19 protein-coding genes are annotated in these 15,052 nt (G+C 69.1%); 7 read left to right on the plus strand and 12 right to left on the minus strand.

The window, feature by feature from the left end; genetic code table 11:
- Positions 1–114: 114 nt before the first annotated feature.
- Positions 115–1,410, plus strand: a complete 1,296-nt coding sequence (locus FHS97_RS02210) for an MFS transporter (RefSeq protein WP_184032826.1) — start codon at positions 115–117, stop codon at positions 1,408–1,410.
- A 4-nt stretch (positions 1,411–1,414) separates the two neighbouring features.
- Here FHS97_RS02210 and FHS97_RS02215 read toward each other — a convergent pair whose 3' ends face one another.
- A complete protein-coding gene (locus FHS97_RS02215) occupies positions 1,415–1,588 on the minus strand; it encodes a hypothetical protein (RefSeq protein ID WP_184033075.1) in 174 nt (57 codons plus the stop codon).
- Positions 1,589–1,670: 82 nt separating this feature from the next.
- Here FHS97_RS02215 and FHS97_RS02220 point away from each other — a divergent pair, with 82 nt between their 5' ends.
- Positions 1,671–2,195 carry a gamma carbonic anhydrase family protein gene (locus tag FHS97_RS02220; protein WP_184032827.1) on the plus strand — a complete coding sequence of 175 codons (525 nt, stop codon included), beginning with the start codon at positions 1,671–1,673 and terminating at the stop codon, positions 2,193–2,195.
- A 174-nt stretch (positions 2,196–2,369) separates the two neighbouring features.
- Positions 2,370–3,326, plus strand: a complete 957-nt coding sequence (locus tag FHS97_RS02225; RefSeq protein ID WP_184032829.1) for an NAD(P)H-dependent flavin oxidoreductase — start codon at positions 2,370–2,372, stop codon at positions 3,324–3,326.
- Between the two features lie 50 nt (positions 3,327–3,376).
- Here FHS97_RS02225 and FHS97_RS02230 read toward each other — a convergent pair whose 3' ends face one another.
- Positions 3,377–3,838 (minus strand): DUF1465 family protein, encoded by a 462-nt coding sequence (locus FHS97_RS02230; protein ID WP_184032830.1) that lies wholly within the window; start codon positions 3,836–3,838, stop codon positions 3,377–3,379.
- Between the two features lie 109 nt (positions 3,839–3,947).
- The gene (locus FHS97_RS02235; protein WP_184032831.1) at positions 3,948–4,157 is read right to left on the minus strand and encodes a DUF465 domain-containing protein; all 210 of its coding nucleotides are present in this window, start codon (positions 4,155–4,157) and stop codon (positions 3,948–3,950) included.
- Positions 4,158–4,323: 166 nt separating this feature from the next.
- Between FHS97_RS02235 and FHS97_RS02240 the strand changes: the two genes are divergently transcribed.
- Positions 4,324–4,482, plus strand: coding sequence for a YdcH family protein (locus tag FHS97_RS02240; RefSeq protein WP_081668721.1), 159 nt, complete (start codon positions 4,324–4,326; stop codon positions 4,480–4,482).
- Between the two features lie 54 nt (positions 4,483–4,536).
- Here the strand turns inward: FHS97_RS02240 and FHS97_RS02245 are convergent, their stop codons facing one another.
- Genes FHS97_RS02245 through FHS97_RS02255 form a run of 3 tightly spaced genes read right to left on the minus strand, consistent with a single transcriptional unit; the run spans position 4,537 to position 5,959 of the window.
- Positions 4,537–4,968: a hypothetical protein gene (locus FHS97_RS02245; protein WP_184032832.1), complete on the minus strand. Its 432-nt coding sequence runs from the start codon at positions 4,966–4,968 to the stop codon at positions 4,537–4,539.
- A complete protein-coding gene (locus FHS97_RS02250; RefSeq protein ID WP_184032833.1) occupies positions 4,965–5,702 on the minus strand; it encodes a prepilin peptidase in 738 nt (245 codons plus the stop codon). Before FHS97_RS02250 ends, FHS97_RS02245 begins: the two co-directional genes overlap by 4 nt.
- 8 nt (positions 5,703–5,710) lie before the next feature.
- Positions 5,711–5,959: a hypothetical protein gene (locus tag FHS97_RS02255; RefSeq protein WP_184032834.1), complete on the minus strand. Its 249-nt coding sequence runs from the start codon at positions 5,957–5,959 to the stop codon at positions 5,711–5,713.
- 78 nt (positions 5,960–6,037) lie between these two features.
- On the opposite strand from FHS97_RS02255, the gene FHS97_RS02260 reads away from it, so the two are divergent.
- The gene (locus FHS97_RS02260) at positions 6,038–7,225 is read left to right on the plus strand and encodes a thiolase family protein (protein WP_184032835.1); all 1,188 of its coding nucleotides are present in this window, start codon (positions 6,038–6,040) and stop codon (positions 7,223–7,225) included.
- A gap of 240 nt (positions 7,226–7,465) precedes the next feature.
- On the plus strand, positions 7,466–9,103 hold the full coding sequence (locus FHS97_RS02265) for a Na+/H+ antiporter (protein WP_184032836.1): 1,638 nt from the start codon (positions 7,466–7,468) through the stop codon (positions 9,101–9,103).
- A gap of 118 nt (positions 9,104–9,221) precedes the next feature.
- Here the strand turns inward: FHS97_RS02265 and FHS97_RS02270 are convergent, their stop codons facing one another.
- Genes FHS97_RS02270 through FHS97_RS02290 form a run of 5 tightly spaced genes read right to left on the minus strand, consistent with a single transcriptional unit; the run spans position 9,222 to position 13,660 of the window.
- The gene (locus FHS97_RS02270) at positions 9,222–9,572 is read right to left on the minus strand and encodes an L-rhamnose mutarotase (RefSeq protein ID WP_184032838.1); all 351 of its coding nucleotides are present in this window, start codon (positions 9,570–9,572) and stop codon (positions 9,222–9,224) included.
- The gene (locus tag FHS97_RS02275; RefSeq protein ID WP_184032840.1) at positions 9,569–10,414 is read right to left on the minus strand and encodes a fumarylacetoacetate hydrolase family protein; all 846 of its coding nucleotides are present in this window, start codon (positions 10,412–10,414) and stop codon (positions 9,569–9,571) included. The genes FHS97_RS02270 and FHS97_RS02275 overlap by 4 nt, the downstream gene beginning before the upstream one ends.
- Positions 10,415–10,424: 10 nt before the next feature.
- On the minus strand, positions 10,425–11,156 hold the full coding sequence (locus tag FHS97_RS02280; RefSeq protein WP_184032842.1) for an SDR family oxidoreductase: 732 nt from the start codon (positions 11,154–11,156) through the stop codon (positions 10,425–10,427).
- Positions 11,157–11,159: 3 nt separating this feature from the next.
- Positions 11,160–12,362: a UxaA family hydrolase gene (locus FHS97_RS02285; protein WP_184032844.1), complete on the minus strand. Its 1,203-nt coding sequence runs from the start codon at positions 12,360–12,362 to the stop codon at positions 11,160–11,162.
- A complete protein-coding gene (locus FHS97_RS02290) occupies positions 12,359–13,660 on the minus strand; it encodes an aldo/keto reductase (RefSeq protein ID WP_184032846.1) in 1,302 nt (433 codons plus the stop codon). The genes FHS97_RS02285 and FHS97_RS02290 overlap by 4 nt, the downstream gene beginning before the upstream one ends.
- A 154-nt stretch (positions 13,661–13,814) precedes the next feature.
- Between FHS97_RS02290 and FHS97_RS02295 the strand changes: the two genes are divergently transcribed.
- The gene (locus FHS97_RS02295; protein WP_184032848.1) at positions 13,815–14,567 is read left to right on the plus strand and encodes an IclR family transcriptional regulator; all 753 of its coding nucleotides are present in this window, start codon (positions 13,815–13,817) and stop codon (positions 14,565–14,567) included.
- 82 nt (positions 14,568–14,649) lie between these two features.
- Here FHS97_RS02295 and FHS97_RS02300 read toward each other — a convergent pair whose 3' ends face one another.
- Positions 14,650–15,027, minus strand: coding sequence for a hypothetical protein (locus FHS97_RS02300; RefSeq protein ID WP_184032850.1), 378 nt, complete (start codon positions 15,025–15,027; stop codon positions 14,650–14,652).
- Positions 15,028–15,052: the final 25 nt, after the last annotated feature.

Raw genomic sequence — 15,052 nt, forward strand, 5'->3', positions numbered from 1 at the left:
CCCGTGACGCAGGCAGCGCAAGCGCCCGTCGACCGAAAATCGCCGTTGGATCGTAGCGGGGCAGCGGCTATGGCTCGAACAATTGCCAACAATCCGGGGGCCGGGTCCCGCGTCATGATCAATGCCCTCGGGCTTCTTAAACGGCGGCGGTTCCTGCCGCTGTTCACCACGCAATTTCTCGGTGCCTTCAACGACAATCTCTTCAAGACCTCGATGGTGCTGTTCGCCACCTATGAGATCTTCGCCGACGAGACGCAGGAGAGTTTCTTCAACGCGCTGACCGCGGCGCTGTTCATCCTGCCGTTCTTCGTGCTGTCCGCGCTCTCGGGGCAGCTCGCCGATTCGAGCGACAAGGCGCGGATCATCCGGCTGGTGAAGACGGTCGAGATCGCGATCATGGCGGTTGGCGGTGCCGGGCTGATGCTCGCGCGCACGGGTGCGGTGACGCTGCCGCTGGTGCTGATGCTCACCGCGGTCACCGGGCTCGGCATCCATTCGACGTTCTTCGGCCCGATCAAATACGCGATCCTGCCACAGCATCTCGACGAAGAGGACGTGCTCGGCGGCACCGGGCTGGTCGAAGCCGGTACCTATCTGTCGATCCTGCTCGGCACGATTCTCGCCGGCTTCGTCTATCGCTCGCCGGTGCTGGTGACGGTGCTGACGCTCGCGGTCGCGCTGCTCGGCTGGCTGACCGCGCGCGCGGTGCCGCCCGCGCCGCGGCTCGGGCCGAAGCTGGTGCTCGACTATAATCCGGTCCGCGCCTCGTGGCGGCTGATCGCCGAGACGATGCATATCCCGCGGCTGTTCCTCGCGATCTGCGCGATCAGCTTCTTCTGGACGATCGGCTCGGTGCTCATCATCGTCTTTCCGCCGCTGGTGAAGAACGTGCTGACCGCCGACGCCAGCGTCGCCAGCCTCGTGCTCGCGGTGTTCTCGATTGGTGTCGCGATCGGGTCGGTGGTCATCAACCTGATGCTGCGCGGGCAGATTTCGGCGCGCTTCTCGCCCGCCTCGGTGATCGCGATGGGGCTGACGGTGCTCGCCTTCTGGTGGGTGGTCGGGCTCTGGACGCCGGCCCCGGAGGGGCAATTGTTCGACATGGCCGGCTTCATCCGGCAGCCTCATGCCGTGCTGGTGCTGCTGGCGTTGCTGGGGGTGGCGATCTTCGGCGGAATGTTCGTGGTGCCGCTCTACGCGTTCCTGACCACCACGGTGACCAAGGACCATACCGCGCGGACCGTCGCGGCCAACAACGTCGTCAACGCCGGGGCGATGACCTTCGGCTCGATCGCGGTCGCGGGGATCACCGCGCTGGGCGTCACGCCCTCGGAGCTGTTGCTGGTCGTGGTCGGAATGTGCGTCGTGTCGGCGATGATCGCGCAGCGCCTGCACCGCGCGTGCGACTGAGCGCCTAGAAGATCATCGTCGAAAACGTGACGAAGAAGGCGGCGAAGCTGAGCAGGAACAGCCGCACGTCCTGATCGCCCGCCGCGGCCGGTTGCGCGGCGGGGGGCGGCGGCAGCGTGCGGCGGAAAGGGTGTCCGGCACCCTCGTTCGTCAGGACAAGTCGGCGTTGCATGGCCATGTCTTAACGTCCTGTTTACATTTTCGGCTACCATCGACCGCGCGCATGCATGTATCGCCGCGGGACAGCAGGGAGAGAGAAGATGCCGCTCTATGCCTTCAAGGGCCAGCGCCCGACCCGCGCGCCCTCCGCCTGGGTCGCTCCCAGCGCCGACGTGATCGGCGATGTCGTGCTTGGCGAGGAGGTCGGCGTGTGGTTCGGCGCGGTGGTGCGTGGCGACAACACCACGATCGCGATCGGCGCGCGCAGCAACGTCCAGGAAGGCGCGATGCTCCACTCCGATCCCGGCGTGCCGCTGACGATCGGCACCGAGTGCACGATCGGCCATCATGCGGTGCTCCACGGCTGCACGATCGGCGACCGCACGCTGATCGGCATGGGCGCGATCGTCCTCAACCGCGCGATCATTGGCGCGGACTGTATCGTCGGGGCCGGCGCGCTGGTCACCGAGGGCAAGGTCTTCCCGCCGCGCTCGCTGATCGTCGGCAGCCCGGCGCGGGTGGTGCGCGAGTTGGATGACGCAACGGTCGCAGGGCTCAGACTATCGGCGGCGCATTATGTGGAGAATGCGCGCGCGGCGGCCGAGGGGCTGGAGCGGATAGAATAAGGGCCTCCGTCATCCCCGCGCAGGCGGGGATCCAGACGCGCAGGTCTGCATAAGAACCGCGCCGTCAGCGGTTCCGGATTCCAATTTGCGCGGGATAACGGTGCCGAAAAAACCCGCGCCACCTGACGTTGCGTCAATCTTGCCACGCCCTGGCCCGCCCCACATAACCCGGTCATGTCGATCCCCCCGCTCCTGTCGCGCCTGCGTCTCCCCGTGATCGGGTCGCCGCTGTTCATCATCTCCAACCCGGATCTGGTGATCGCGCAATGCAAGGCGGGGATCGTCGGATCGTTCCCGGCGCTCAACGCCCGTCCGGCGGCGATGCTCGACGAATGGCTGCACCGCATCACCGAGGAACTCGCCGCCTACGATCGCGCGCATCCCGACGCGCCCGCCGCACCGTTTGCGGTCAACCAGATCGTCCATAAGTCCAACGACCGGCTTGAGGCCGATCTCGCGGTCTGCGCCAAGTGGAAGGTGCCGATCACGATCACCTCACTCGGCGCCCGCGAGGAACTCAACCAGGCGGTGCATGCGTGGGGCGGCGTCACGCTCCACGACGTCATCGACGACCGCTTCGCGCGCAAGGCGATCGAGAAAGGCGCCGACGGGCTGATCGCGGTCGCGGCCGGCGCCGGCGGCCACGCCGGTCGCCTCTCTCCCTTCGCGCTGGTACAGGAAATTCGCAGCTGGTTCGCGGGCCCGCTCGCGCTGTCGGGGGCGATCGCCAGCGGCGATGCAGTCTTGGCCGCGCAGGCGATGGGCGCGGACTTCGCCTATATCGGCTCGGCGTTCATCGCCACCGATGAAGCCAACGCCGACGCGCGCTACAAACAGGCGATCGTCGACGGGCGTGCCGCGGATATCGTCTATTCGGACCTGTTCACCGGCGTCCACGGCAATTACTTGCGCGCGTCGATCGTCGCCGCCGGGCTCGACCCCGACGATCTCCCGCAGGGCGATCTCAAGACGATGAGCTTCGCCTCGGGCGGCGCGGCCAAGGCGTGGCGCGACATCTGGGGTTCGGGTCAGGGGATCGGCGCGATCGACACCGTCGTCCCCGCCGCCGCTCGGGTCGCGCAACTGGCGGAGGAATATCGGGCTGCCCGCGCGCGCTTGCTGGGCCGATAACGTCCTCGCCGCCCCGTGACTGGCCCGCTTTCACGTACGTGGATCGAACGCTAAAAGGCGGTCGCCAGCCGGTCGAGCATCGAGCGCGCCGGGCTCACCACCGGCATCTCGCGCGCATGGGCCGCGTCCAGCAGCGCGACGCGGCGGTGGAGGTCGACGCTGCTCGCGATCAGCCCGCGCGCCTGCGCCGGAAAGCGCGCCAGCATCCCGGCGTCGGTGGTCGGCGCGTCCCCCAGTCGTCGGGCCGGATCGAGCGCCTGCGTCGGCGGCAATTCCCCCGCCGCGATCGCGCGCTGCGTCAGCAGCCAGGCGATGACGTGCATCAGCCGCGTCGTCACCTTGAGCGACTCGCAACTGAACGCGACGCGCTCCATCGGCGGCAGCGCCTCGCGCTCGACGCGCCCGCCCTCGTCGAAATAATGCCGCGCCTCGTCCGCGAGCACCATCGCCTCCGTATAGAAGGAGTCGATCAGGCGGCGATGCAATCGCGGGTCATGGGCGTGGTCGGCCATGCCCGCGTCCTTGCCACGACCGCCGGTCGGCCGCCAAGCGCGTTCATCACGTTTGCGCCTCGCCCGAGCTGCCGAACCGTCCCGAAACGCGCCATTTTCCGGGCGGGCGTCAGGCGATGATGTCGGGGATCATCTGATCTTCCAGCAGTGCGATCTCGTCGCGCAATCGCAGTTTGCGCTTCTTGAGCCGCATGAGCTGCAACTGGTCGGACACGCCGCCCTCCGCCAGTGCGGCGATCGCGGCATCGAGGTCGCGATGCTCGACGCGCAGCGACTCGACGCGCGCCGTCACGTCCGCCTCACCACCGATGTCGTTCATCGCCCGCCCTTCCGACGCCTGAGTCGTGCCTGCATAGCGGCCGCATCCGATCGGCGCGACCCGTCCCACGAAAGTCGCAGATGATCGTGAATAAGCAAAAGTAAGGGGACATCACGCCCGTTTCGTGATTTCCTTTCGCTCCCTCTCAACCACGAAGGAGACTGCCATGCAGACCGCGCACATCTCGGCCCTGGAGGCCAAGCACGCGACGATCGACCAGCGGATTGCCGCCGAGTCGCAACGTCCCGTGCCCGATACGATCGTGCTGGCGGACCTGAAGAAGCAGAAACTGCGGTTGAAGGAGGAAATCACCTCCTCGCACTAGGCTGAGCAAGGTGGCGCCCGGTGGACACGTTCCGCCGGGCGCTTTGCTTTTCGCCTAGCCCGCGCAGCCGACCAGTCCGGCGAGCGGCACCACCACCGTGTCGCGCCCCTCCCGATCCAGCCGCAACGTCGCCACCGGCACCGCCGCCCCCGCGGTCAGGTTCTGGCGCAACTCCACGGTCATCTGCACCGTCGCGACCACATCGCCCGCGCGATAGACGCTTTCCGCATTGAGGCCGAGCTGCGCAGCGCCCGTCGCCCCGGTGCGCGGCAGATCGATGGTCTTGCCGTCGAGCACCAGCCGCAGCGTCGCAGGGTCGGCGGTCGCCATCGCCGCCAGCGTCCGCGTCGTCCCGGTCGAGAAGAGATAGGCCGCACAGCCGCGCGCGGGCAGCGCCTGTTGCGGGAGGGCGCCGATCGGCAGCCCGTCGATGCCGGGGGCCGGCGCGGCCGCCTGCGCCGCGAGCAGCAGAAACGCGAACTTCATGCCGCCATGCCTATCATGAGCAGCCACGCCGGGTAAGCCGCGATCGCGAGCAGCGTGCCGAGCGGCAGCGCGTCATCGGCGGCGACCGCCCGTCCACGCAGCTTGTGGAACAGCACCCAGCCGACCCCGACCAGTCCGGCGACCAGCAACACCGCCGGCAGCATCCGCCACCCCAGCGCCAGCCCGATCGCGCCGAACAATTTCGGATCGCCCCCGCCCAGCCCCTCGCGTCCGCGCCACCAGCGATAGCCGGCGCCGATCAGCCACAGCACCGCAAAGCCACCGACGCCGGCGGCCAGTCGTTCGCCGAGCGCCGGCGGCGCGATCCACGCTCCCACCGCCGCGACCAGCGCCAGCGCGGCAACCAACGGATCGGGCAGCCAGAAGTCGCGCGCGTCCATCACCGCCAGCACCAGCAACAGCCACCCGAACCCCGCCCCTGCCATTGCAACCGGCCCCGGCGCGACCAGCGCCGCGGAGACGCCGACAGCGGCGCAGCCGGCCTCGACCAGCGGATGGAGCGGATCGATCCGCGCGTCACAGGTCCGGCAGCGCCCGCGCGCGACGAGCCATGAGAGCAACGGCACCAGCTCAGTCGCCCGCAGCGTCCGCCCGCACCCGTCGCATGCCGAGCGCCCGTGCACGATCGATCGCTCCTGCGGCCAGCGCAGCGCGATCGTCGCGAGGAAGCTGCCGACGACGGCCCCCAGCACGCCCAACACCACCGCCCACATCCACCGTCTCAGCCCTGCTTGCGAATCAGGTACCGATACACGCCGAAGCTGTTGATGCCGAGCAGCACGCCGTTCTGCACGCCCAGCGGCTCGTCGCCGGTCAGCCACGCGCCGGTGATCCACGCGATCGACGAGGTGACGAAGATCGCCATGCCCCAGCCCGTCACCCGCCGGCCATTGTCGAGCGAGACCATGAACGCCGCCGCGATCCCGCTGAGCGCCGCATACCATTTCAGCGCTTCGGCAAGGCTCTGCATAAAGCTCGCCTAGTCGTTTGCGCCCTGCCGGACGAGCGCTTACATGCCGATCGAGATCAAGCGAGGAACCGCGAAATCATGGCTACCGATCCCATCGTCATCCTGTCCTATGCGCGCACCCCGATGGGCTCGATGCAGGGCAGTCTCGCTGCGCTGTCGGCCAGTGAGCTGGGCGCGGCCGCGGTGAAGGCCGCGGTCGAGCGCGCCGGGGTCGACGCCGCCGCGATCGAGCGCATCTATATGGGCAATGTCCTGTCGGCGGGGGTCGGCCAGGCCCCGGCCCGCCAGGCCGCGATCCATGCCGGTCTCGGCGAGCATGTCGAGGCGACGACGCTCAACAAGGTCTGCGGCTCGGGGATGCAGGCCGCGATTCTCGGCGCCGAGGCGCTCGGCGCGGGGTCGATCGACCTGCTGGTCGCGGGCGGCATGGAGAGCATGACCAACGCGCCCTATCTGTCGAAGGCGCACCGCGGCGGCGCGCGCTTCGGGCACGACCGGCTGTTCGACCATATGGCGCTCGACGGGCTCGAGGACGCCTATCAGTCCGGCACCGCGATGGGCGTGTTCGCCGAGGACACCGCGCGCGAATATCAATTCACGCGCGAGGCGCAGGACGAATTCGCGATCGCCTCGCTGACCCGCGCGCAAAAGGCGCAGGCATCGGGCGCGTTCGAGCGCGAGATCGTCGCGGTCGAGGTGAAGGGCCGCAAGGGCACCACCACCGTTTCGGCGGACGAGCAGCCGAGCAAGAGCGATCCGGCCAAGATCCCGACGCTGCGCCCCGCCTTCACCAAGGACGGCACCGTCACCGCCGCCAATGCCTCGTCGATCTCCGACGGTGCGGCGGCGCTGGTGCTGACCCGCCTCTCGGTCGCCGAGAAGCTCGGCATCGCGCCGGTGGCGCGGATCGTCAGCCACGCCGCGCACGCGCACGCCCCGGCGCGCTTCACCACCGCCCCGGTGCCCGCGATGCGCAAGGCGCTGGAAAAGGCCGGCTGGTCGGTCGGCGACGTCGATCTGTGGGAGGTCAACGAGGCGTTCGCGTGCGTCGCGATGATCGCGATGCAGGAACTGGCGCTCGATCACGAAAAGCTCAACATCAACGGCGGCGCTTGCGCGCTCGGCCATCCGATCGGCGCATCGGGCGCGCGCATCCTCGCCACCTTGCTCGGCGGGCTGCAAACGACCGGGCAGAAGCGCGGCGTGGCCTCGCTCTGCATCGGCGGCGGCGAAGGCGTCGCGATGGCGGTCGAGCTGATGAACTGAGCGGCGCCCTAGGCGCGCCCCTTCGCCGGACGTAGATCGTCATTGCGAGCGTAGCGATGTAATCCAGGGCGGCTTGGTCCGACGCTGAATTGCTCCGCTGCGCTCGCATTGACGCGCGAGCGGGCCCCGTTTCCCGCGACAAAACGTTGCACCGACCCGGATCGGCACCCTGAACGGTTGCACCACGCGCCACTTCCGGCGATCCCCTCCCTGTCCCTATCCCGAAGGAGGTTGCGCGCCTTGGAAGTCGTCTCGGTCGTTCTGTTGTTGTTGTTTGCCGTCGTGATTAGCGGGGCGATCGCCCGCATCCTGCCGATCAACATTCCCGCCCCGCTGGTGCAGATCGCGTTCGGCGCGGCGATCGGCATGGCGGCAGACCTGCGGGTGACGCTCAATCCCGAGATCTTCCTGCTCGTCTTCCTGCCACCCTTGTTGTTCATCGACGGCTGGCGAATCCCGAAGGACGAGTTGCTCAAGGACGTGCCGGTCGTCGTCGAGCTGGCGCTCGGGCTCGTCCTGACCACCGTCATCGGCATCGGCTTCTTCATCGACTGGCTGATCCCCGCCATGCCGCTGGCGGTATCGTTCGCGCTCGCCGCGGTGGTCTCGCCGACCGACCCGATCGCGGTGTCGGCGATCGCGGCGCGCGTCCCGATCCCGCGCCGCATGATGCACATCCTCGAGGGCGAGGCACTGCTCAACGACGCGTCGGGTCTCGTCTGCCTGCGCTTCGCGATCGCCGCCGCACTCACCGGTGCCTTTTCGCTCGCCGATGCCGCGGCCAGCTTCGTGTGGCTCGCCGCGGCGGGGATCGCGATCGGGGTCGTCACCACCGTCGCGATCACGCGCGCCAAGGCCTGGGTGTCGCGCCGCTTCGGCGAGGACACCGGGTCGCAGGTGCTGGTCAGCCTGCTGATCCCGTTCATCGCCTATATCGCCGCCGAGCATGTCCACGCCTCGGGCATCCTCGCGGTGGTCGCGGCGGGGGTGACGATGACCTTCGCCGAGCTGTCGCGGCAGGCACTGCCCGCCACGCGGATGCGCCGCAATTCGGTGTGGGACACGATCCAGTTCGCGCTCAACGGCATCATCTTCGTGCTGCTCGGCGAGCAACTGCCGGTGATCCTCGCCGGCGCGCGCGAGACGGTCCGGCTGACCAACCACGACAATCCCTGGTGGCTGGCGCTCTACGTGCTCGCGATCGTCGCGGTGCTCGCGGGCTTGCGCTTCGTCTGGGTGTGGCTGTCGTTCCGGTTGACGGTGCTGCGCCGGAGCGTCGACGACTCGCCGCTCCGCAGCCCCGACTGGCGGGTGTTCGCGGCGATGTCGCTTGCCGGGGTGCGCGGGGTCATAACGCTGGCGGGCGTGCTGACGCTGCCGCTGGTGCTCAGCGACGGCTCGCCCTTCCCGGCGCGCGATCTTGCGATCGCGCTGGCTGCCGGCGTCATCATCGTGTCGCTCGTCGCGGCGAGCATCGGGCTGCCGCTCGTCCTGCGCGGCCTCGCGCTGCCGCCCGAGCCGTCGAAACAGGGCGAGGAAAATCGCGCGCGCGTCGCCGCCGCCCGCGCCGCGATCCGCGCCGTCGACGGCGCGCAACACGATCTGTCGCGCGACCGCGACGACGTCGACGTCTATGCCGAGGCGGCGACGCGGATCATGGACCTCTACCGCGAGCGGATCCGCGTCCGCGTCGACGGCGAGCCCGAACTGGCGGTGATCCAGCAGAACGAGCGCATCGACCGCGTGCTGCGGCTGGCGGCAATCCGGGCGGAGCGCGAGGAGGTGTTCCGGCTGGAACGCGCCCGCGCAATCGGCAGCGAAACCGCGCACCGGCTGACCCGCGAGCTCGACCTGCTGGAAGGACGATTGCGGGGATAATGGCTCCCCCCTTCCGTCATTCCGGCGAAGGCGGGAATCCAGATGCGCAGGCCATCGTGAGCGCCATCAACGTCCGGGGTTCTGGATCCCCGCCTTCGCGGGAATGACAAAGAAGCGGTTACCCCTGCTCCGCCAACGAGAAGATCCGCCGCGCCTCTACCCACTTGACCCCCGGCTCGGCCCACGGCAGGCGCCGCTGGTAAGCGTCCATCTTCGCCTCCCACGCCTGTACCGCGGGATCGGCCGCATCCGCCGCCGCCTTCGCCGCGGCGTCGAACGAAGCGTCGGTCTCCATCACCATCACAAGCCGCCCGCCGGTGCGATAGATGTCCATTGCCGTGATCCCCGCCGCGCGGATGCTCGCGACGACCGGCGCGGGCACCGCGCCGGGCGCATGCCACGCCTCATAGGCCGCGACCGCCTCGGGCTCGTCGGCGATATCGACCAGCAGGACGTGGCGTTCGGTCACGCCTTGTACGCCACGACGGTCTGGCGCTGCTGCCCCAGCCCGTCGATCCCCAGTTCCATCACGTCGCCGGCCTTCAGGAACACCGGCGGCTTCTGCCCCATGCCGACACCCGGCGGCGTCCCGGTCGAGATCACGTCACCGGGCTGCAGCGACATGAACTGGCTGACATAGCTGACGAGGAACGCCGGCTTGTAGACCATCGTCGACGTCGACCCGTCCTGATAGCGATGGCCGTTGACCTCCAGCCACATCGCCAGCGCGGTCGGATCGGCGACCTCGTCGCGCGTCACCAGCCACGGCCCGATCGGCCCGAACGTGTCGCAGCCCTTGCCCTTGTCCCACGTCCCCTGCCGCTCGAGCTGGAAGGCGCGTTCGGACACGTCGTTGATGACGCAATAGCCCGCGATGTGCCGCTCGGCATCGGCCTCGTCGACGTAGCGCGCTTCGGTGCCGATCACGATCCCCAGTTCGACCTCCCAGTCGGTCTTGGTCGAGCCCTTCGGGATTTCGACGTTGTCGTCGGGGCCGATGATCGCGCTGGTCGCCTTGGTGAAGATCACCGGCTCGGTCGGCACGGTCGCGCCGGTCTCGGCGGCGTGGTCCGAATAATTGAGGCCGATGCACAGGAACTTGCCGACCGTGCCAACGCACGGACCGTAGCGATCGACCGCCACCACCGGCAGCGTCGCCGGGTCGATCGCCGCCAGCCGCGCCAGCTCGGCATCGCCCAGCGCCGCGCCCGCGATATCGGCGACATGCGCCGACAGGTCGCGGACCTGCCCCTGCGCGTCGACCATCCCCGGCTTCTCGGCGCCCGGCGCCCCGTAACGTACCAGCTTCATGCGCTTTTCCTCAGTTGACCCAGCCGCCGTCGATGACATGCACCGCCCCGGTCGTGAAGGCGGCGTCGTCGCTGCCCAGATAGGCGACCAGCGCCGCAATCTCTTCAGCGCGTCCCAGCCGGCCCATCGGCTGCCGCGCGACGAACGCCTGCTGCGCCGCCTCGTAATCGCCGGTGTCGCGCAGCCGCTGCTGGAGCGACGGCGTGTCGACCGTTCCGGGGCAGATCGCGTTGCAGCGGATGCCCTGCCCGACGAAATCGGCCGCGACCGCCTTGGTGATCCCGATCACCCCCGCCTTGGTCGCGGTATAGGCGAAGCGGTTGGGGATGCCCTTCACCGAGCTGGCGATCGACGACATGTTGACGATCGCGCCGCCGCCCGCCGCCAGCATCCCCGGCAGCACCGCGCGGATCGTGCGTGTCATCGCGGTCATGTTGATCGCGACCGCCTGATCCCATTCGGCGTCGGTCAGGTCGAGGATCGTGCCCGCGTGAACGATCCCCGCGATATTGGCGAGCACGTCGATCCGCCCGACCTCATTCACCAGCGCGGCGATCTGCGCGGCATCGGTGACGTCGAGCGCGTGCTGCTCGCACCCGTCGAGCCCCGCCAGCGCGCCCGCATCGATATCGGTCGCGATCACCCGCGCACCCTCGGCGGCATAGCGCAGCGCCGCGGCACGCCCGATCCCGTTGCCCGCCGCGGTGATCAGCGCGACCTTGCCCTTCAACCGGCCTTCCATTCATTAACTCCGTGCAGCGACCGGAAGGCACGCCGGCCCGACCGGGTCGAACGCCTTGTAGGTCAGGATGAATTCGCGATGCCCGAGCGCCTCGGACACGCTCGGCTGGCCGCCGGCCACCGCGATGATCGCGTCGACGATCTCGTCGCCGACCTCGTCGAGCGTCGCCTCGCCTTCGAGGATGCGCCCGGCATTGATGTCCATATCCGCCGCCAGCCGCCGCGCCGTCTCCGGATTGGCGCAGATCTTGATGACCGGCGCGATCGCCGACCCGACCACCGAGCCGCGCCCGGTGGTGAACAAGGTCAGGTGACACCCGCAGGCGATCATCTCGACGATCTCGGCATTGTCGGAGATGTTTGGGAAACCGAAGCGCGGCTCGCCGTCCGGCACGACGTCGAGCAGATACAGCCCGCCCGCCGGCGGCACGTCGCCGGGCTTGATGATCCCGCTGATCAGCGACGATCCCGATTTGGAATAGGCCCCCATCGACTTTTCTTCCTGGGTCGTCAGCCCGCCCTCGGCATTGCCGGGCGCGAAGCTGCCGAAGCCCATGATCGTGTAATATTCCTCCGCCTTGCGGACGCAGGCCATGATCTCCTCGCCCAGCTCGGGGGTCAGCGCACGATCGGCCATGATCCCCTCGCACCCGACCAGCTCGCCGGTCTCCTCGAAGATGCAGGTCGCGCCGTCCGCAACCAGCCGGTCGAACGCGCGCCCCACCGCCGGGTTGGCGGTGATCCCGCTGGTGCCGTCCGATCCGCCGCAGATTGTCCCGACGATCAGTTCGTCGACGCGCATCGGCACGCGCGGCACGTCGGCGATCTGCGCCTTGACGCGCGCGACCGCCTCCAGCCCGGCGGCGATCGTCGCCGCGGTGCCGCCGGTCTGCTGGATGACGTACAGCTCGACCGGGCGACCGCTGTCGCGGATCACCTGTTGCAGGCGCTCGCGATCGAAGCTCTCGCAGCCCAGCGACACGATCACCACCCCGCCGACATTGGGGTGCGTCGTCACCGCCTCCATCACCCGCGCCGCATAGGCATTGGGATAGCAGCCAGGGAAGCCGATCAGATGCACGTCGGCGTCATCGGCCTTGTCGACGATCTTGCGCGCGACATGATGCGCGCACTCGACCAGATAGGCGACCGCGACGGTGTTGCGGATGCCCTTGCGCCCGTCGGCGCGCTGCCATGCGTCGATCACGCGCGCTGCTCCGTCACGGTGCTGCGCGTGTGACTGGCGATATAGTCGCTCTTCATATTGTGCATATGGACCCATTGTCCGGCGGCCGCGGCGTCGGTCATCGACCCGATCGGCGCGCCATATTTGATGACCTTGTCGCCCGGCTTCAGTTCGGCGCGTGCGATCTTGTGCCCGACGGTCACGCCCTCACGCGCCGGGATCGTCCCGCCCGACACCGGCAGCAGGTCGCCCGCCGCGATCGGCGCGACGCAGATCATCACATTGTCGTCGGGGTGGAGCAGGATCAGTTGCTGCGGCGCGCGCGCCTCCAGCGTCGGCCACAAATCGTCGGGGATCGGCGCGTCGATCCGCGCGCGCAGGTCGGCGACCTCCTGCGGACTGCCGAGCCCGGCGAGCACGCACGCCACCGCCGGGTGGCGGAGCGGAAACTGGATCGCGGCGGCGGGCAGCGACACGCCGGCGGTGGCGCAGGTCCGCGCGAGCGCACGCGTCCGCTCGACCAGCGCGGCGGGCGGGGCGGCGTAATCGTAATGCGACTGCGCAGGGTCCTGCTCGTGGGGGTCGCGCGCCAGGATGCCGCTGTTGTACGCCCCGCCGATGATGACGCGCACGCCCTCCGCAGCGCAGCGATCGAGGAACGGCTTCGCACTGCGATCGAGCAACGTATAGCGTCCCGCGAGCAAGATCACGTCGAGCGGCACCCGGTCGAGCAATTCCTCGCAAACCGCGACCTCGTTGACGCCGACTCCGATCGCACCGACCGTGCCGGCGTCACGCAACGCCACCATCGCGGCATAGCCGCCGTCCAGGAAATCGCGCAGGTGGCGCTCATGCGCCTCGCCATGCGTCAGCCGCCCGAGATCGTGCGCCAGCAGCACGTCGACGCGGTCACGCCCCAACCGCGCACAACTCGCCTCGAACGAGCGCGCCACGCCATCGGCGGTATAGTCAAACACCGGCTCGAACGGATCGGCGTCGACGAAGCCGTGACGGGCGCCCGCCGCGTCGGTGGGCGTGAGCAGCCGCCCGACCTTGGTCGAAATCTGGCACGTCCGCCGCGGATCGCGCTGCGCCAGCGCCGCGCCGAGCCGCCGCTCCGCCAGCCCGAAGCCATAATGCGGCGCGGTGTCGAAATAGCGCACGCCCGCGTCCAGCGCCGCCGCGACCGTCGCGTCGGCAGTCGCGTCATCGATCGCGCGATAGAGGTTGCCGATCGCCGCCGTTCCCATGCCAAACCGCGGCAGTACATCGCCGACCCGGTCGAGCGGCGGTGAACTGGGGGTCAAGTCCTGGAACATGCATGCTTCCTCTCTGGGCGCCACCTTGTCGCGCGATCGCCGCACCGGCAACCTAGGACAGGCACAACGCAATTGAAATGTGAAAAATGCTTTCATTCGCGCGAACTGCTCGGTGCTGGCGCGGGCGCGCGCCTGTGGCTAGGGTGCGCCGACCATGACCAATCCGCCTCGCTATCAGGCTCCCGCGCTCAAAAAAGGGCTGGAGATCCTCGAACTGCTCGCCACGTCCGAACAGGCGCTGACCATGTCGGACATTTCCGGCGCGCTCGGCCGATCGGTGGGGGAGATTTTCCGCATGCTGCAGGTGCTCGAGGAGCATCGCTACATCGCGCGCGACGATGATGGCTATCGGCTGACCAACCGGCTGTTCGCGCTCGGCATGGGCCGCCCGCCGGTCCGCGATCTCACCGTCACCGCGCTGCCGGTGATGCAGGGGCTGGCGCGCGCGACCGGGCAGAGCTGCCACCTCGCCGTCGCCTCGGGCGCGGAGATGGTGGTGATCGCCGGGGTCGAGGCGCCCGGCCTGTCCGGCTTCGCGGTCCGCGTCGGCTATCGCCGCCCGCTCCACCGCTCGAACTCGGGACGCGTGCTGCTCGCCTTTCAGCCGGCGTCGATCCGCGCGGCGATGATGACCGAGGTGCGCGAGACCGGCGGCGACATCGACCCGACGCTCGACGCACGCCTCGACGCGCTGGTTGCAGAAGGCGATGCCGTCACACCCAGCCCGATGCTCGAGGGCATCACCGATCTGTCGGCGCCGGTCCTCGAACATGGCGCCGCGCGCGCGGCGCTGACCGTCCCATTCGTCGCCGGGCGCGCGGCGCGGGTATCGCTCGACGAGACGCGCACGCTGCTCCGCGACGCGGTCCGCTCGATCAGCGCGCAGCTTCAGCCGACGATCGACTGAACGGCGCTTCTTTCACCGCCAGGCCGCGCCAATCCGGGACCCCCGCCGTTCGCGACGCGCGGCGCGGAAGCACCGGGCGGAGTCAGCCCAGCATCGCGAGCATGATCCGGGTCGAACACAGCGAACAATGCAGCGCGCGCGCCGCGCCCTCCGGACAGGTGATGCACGCGCGTTGCGGACGCGCGCCGTCGAGCAGATCGATCAGCATCCGCTCGTCCGCCGACAGGGCCGTCACCGTCCCGACCCGGAACGCTCGCCCCAGCGCCGTCTCGTACAGCGTCATCAGACTGTCGAACACCGGTGCCAGCATCCCGGCGTGATGCGGCGCGAGCAGCCGGTGCAGCCGTTGCTGGGTACAGGCATGCCGGTCGCGCGCGGCGCGCCACCCGCGCGCGAGCGTCGGTAACAGACAGGCGATCCCGCGCGACGACGGCGACAAAGGTGGTGCGACGATGCTCATGCCTGACCCTCCACGACCGGAACCA

Origin of the sequence: Sphingomonas endophytica (assembly GCF_014199415.1) — a bacterium.
Classification (GTDB): domain Bacteria; phylum Pseudomonadota; class Alphaproteobacteria; order Sphingomonadales; family Sphingomonadaceae; genus Sphingomonas; species Sphingomonas endophytica.

Excerpts from the sequence above, each read along its gene's own strand:
- FHS97_RS02210 (WP_184032826.1), top strand. The coding sequence starts at position 115 with ATGATCAATGCCCTCGGGCTTCTTAAACGGCGGCGGTTCCTGCCGCTG.
- FHS97_RS02215 (WP_184033075.1), bottom strand. The coding sequence starts at position 1,588 with ATGGCCATGCAACGCCGACTTGTCCTGACGAACGAGGGTGCCGGACAC.
- FHS97_RS02220 (WP_184032827.1), top strand. The coding sequence starts at position 1,671 with ATGCCGCTCTATGCCTTCAAGGGCCAGCGCCCGACCCGCGCGCCCTCC.
- FHS97_RS02225 (WP_184032829.1), top strand. The coding sequence starts at position 2,370 with ATGTCGATCCCCCCGCTCCTGTCGCGCCTGCGTCTCCCCGTGATCGGG.
- FHS97_RS02230 (WP_184032830.1), bottom strand. The coding sequence starts at position 3,838 with ATGGCCGACCACGCCCATGACCCGCGATTGCATCGCCGCCTGATCGAC.
- FHS97_RS02235 (WP_184032831.1), bottom strand. The coding sequence starts at position 4,157 with ATGAACGACATCGGTGGTGAGGCGGACGTGACGGCGCGCGTCGAGTCG.
- FHS97_RS02240 (WP_081668721.1), top strand. The coding sequence starts at position 4,324 with ATGCAGACCGCGCACATCTCGGCCCTGGAGGCCAAGCACGCGACGATC.
- FHS97_RS02245 (WP_184032832.1), bottom strand. The coding sequence starts at position 4,968 with ATGAAGTTCGCGTTTCTGCTGCTCGCGGCGCAGGCGGCCGCGCCGGCC.
- FHS97_RS02250 (WP_184032833.1), bottom strand. The coding sequence starts at position 5,702 with ATGTGGGCGGTGGTGTTGGGCGTGCTGGGGGCCGTCGTCGGCAGCTTC.
- FHS97_RS02255 (WP_184032834.1), bottom strand. The coding sequence starts at position 5,959 with ATGCAGAGCCTTGCCGAAGCGCTGAAATGGTATGCGGCGCTCAGCGGG.
- FHS97_RS02260 (WP_184032835.1), top strand. The coding sequence starts at position 6,038 with ATGGCTACCGATCCCATCGTCATCCTGTCCTATGCGCGCACCCCGATG.
- FHS97_RS02275 (WP_184032840.1), bottom strand. The coding sequence starts at position 10,414 with ATGAAGCTGGTACGTTACGGGGCGCCGGGCGCCGAGAAGCCGGGGATG.
- FHS97_RS02280 (WP_184032842.1), bottom strand. The coding sequence starts at position 11,156 with ATGGAAGGCCGGTTGAAGGGCAAGGTCGCGCTGATCACCGCGGCGGGC.
- FHS97_RS02290 (WP_184032846.1), bottom strand. The coding sequence starts at position 13,660 with ATGTTCCAGGACTTGACCCCCAGTTCACCGCCGCTCGACCGGGTCGGC.
- FHS97_RS02295 (WP_184032848.1), top strand. The coding sequence starts at position 13,815 with ATGACCAATCCGCCTCGCTATCAGGCTCCCGCGCTCAAAAAAGGGCTG.
- FHS97_RS02300 (WP_184032850.1), bottom strand. The coding sequence starts at position 15,027 with ATGAGCATCGTCGCACCACCTTTGTCGCCGTCGTCGCGCGGGATCGCC.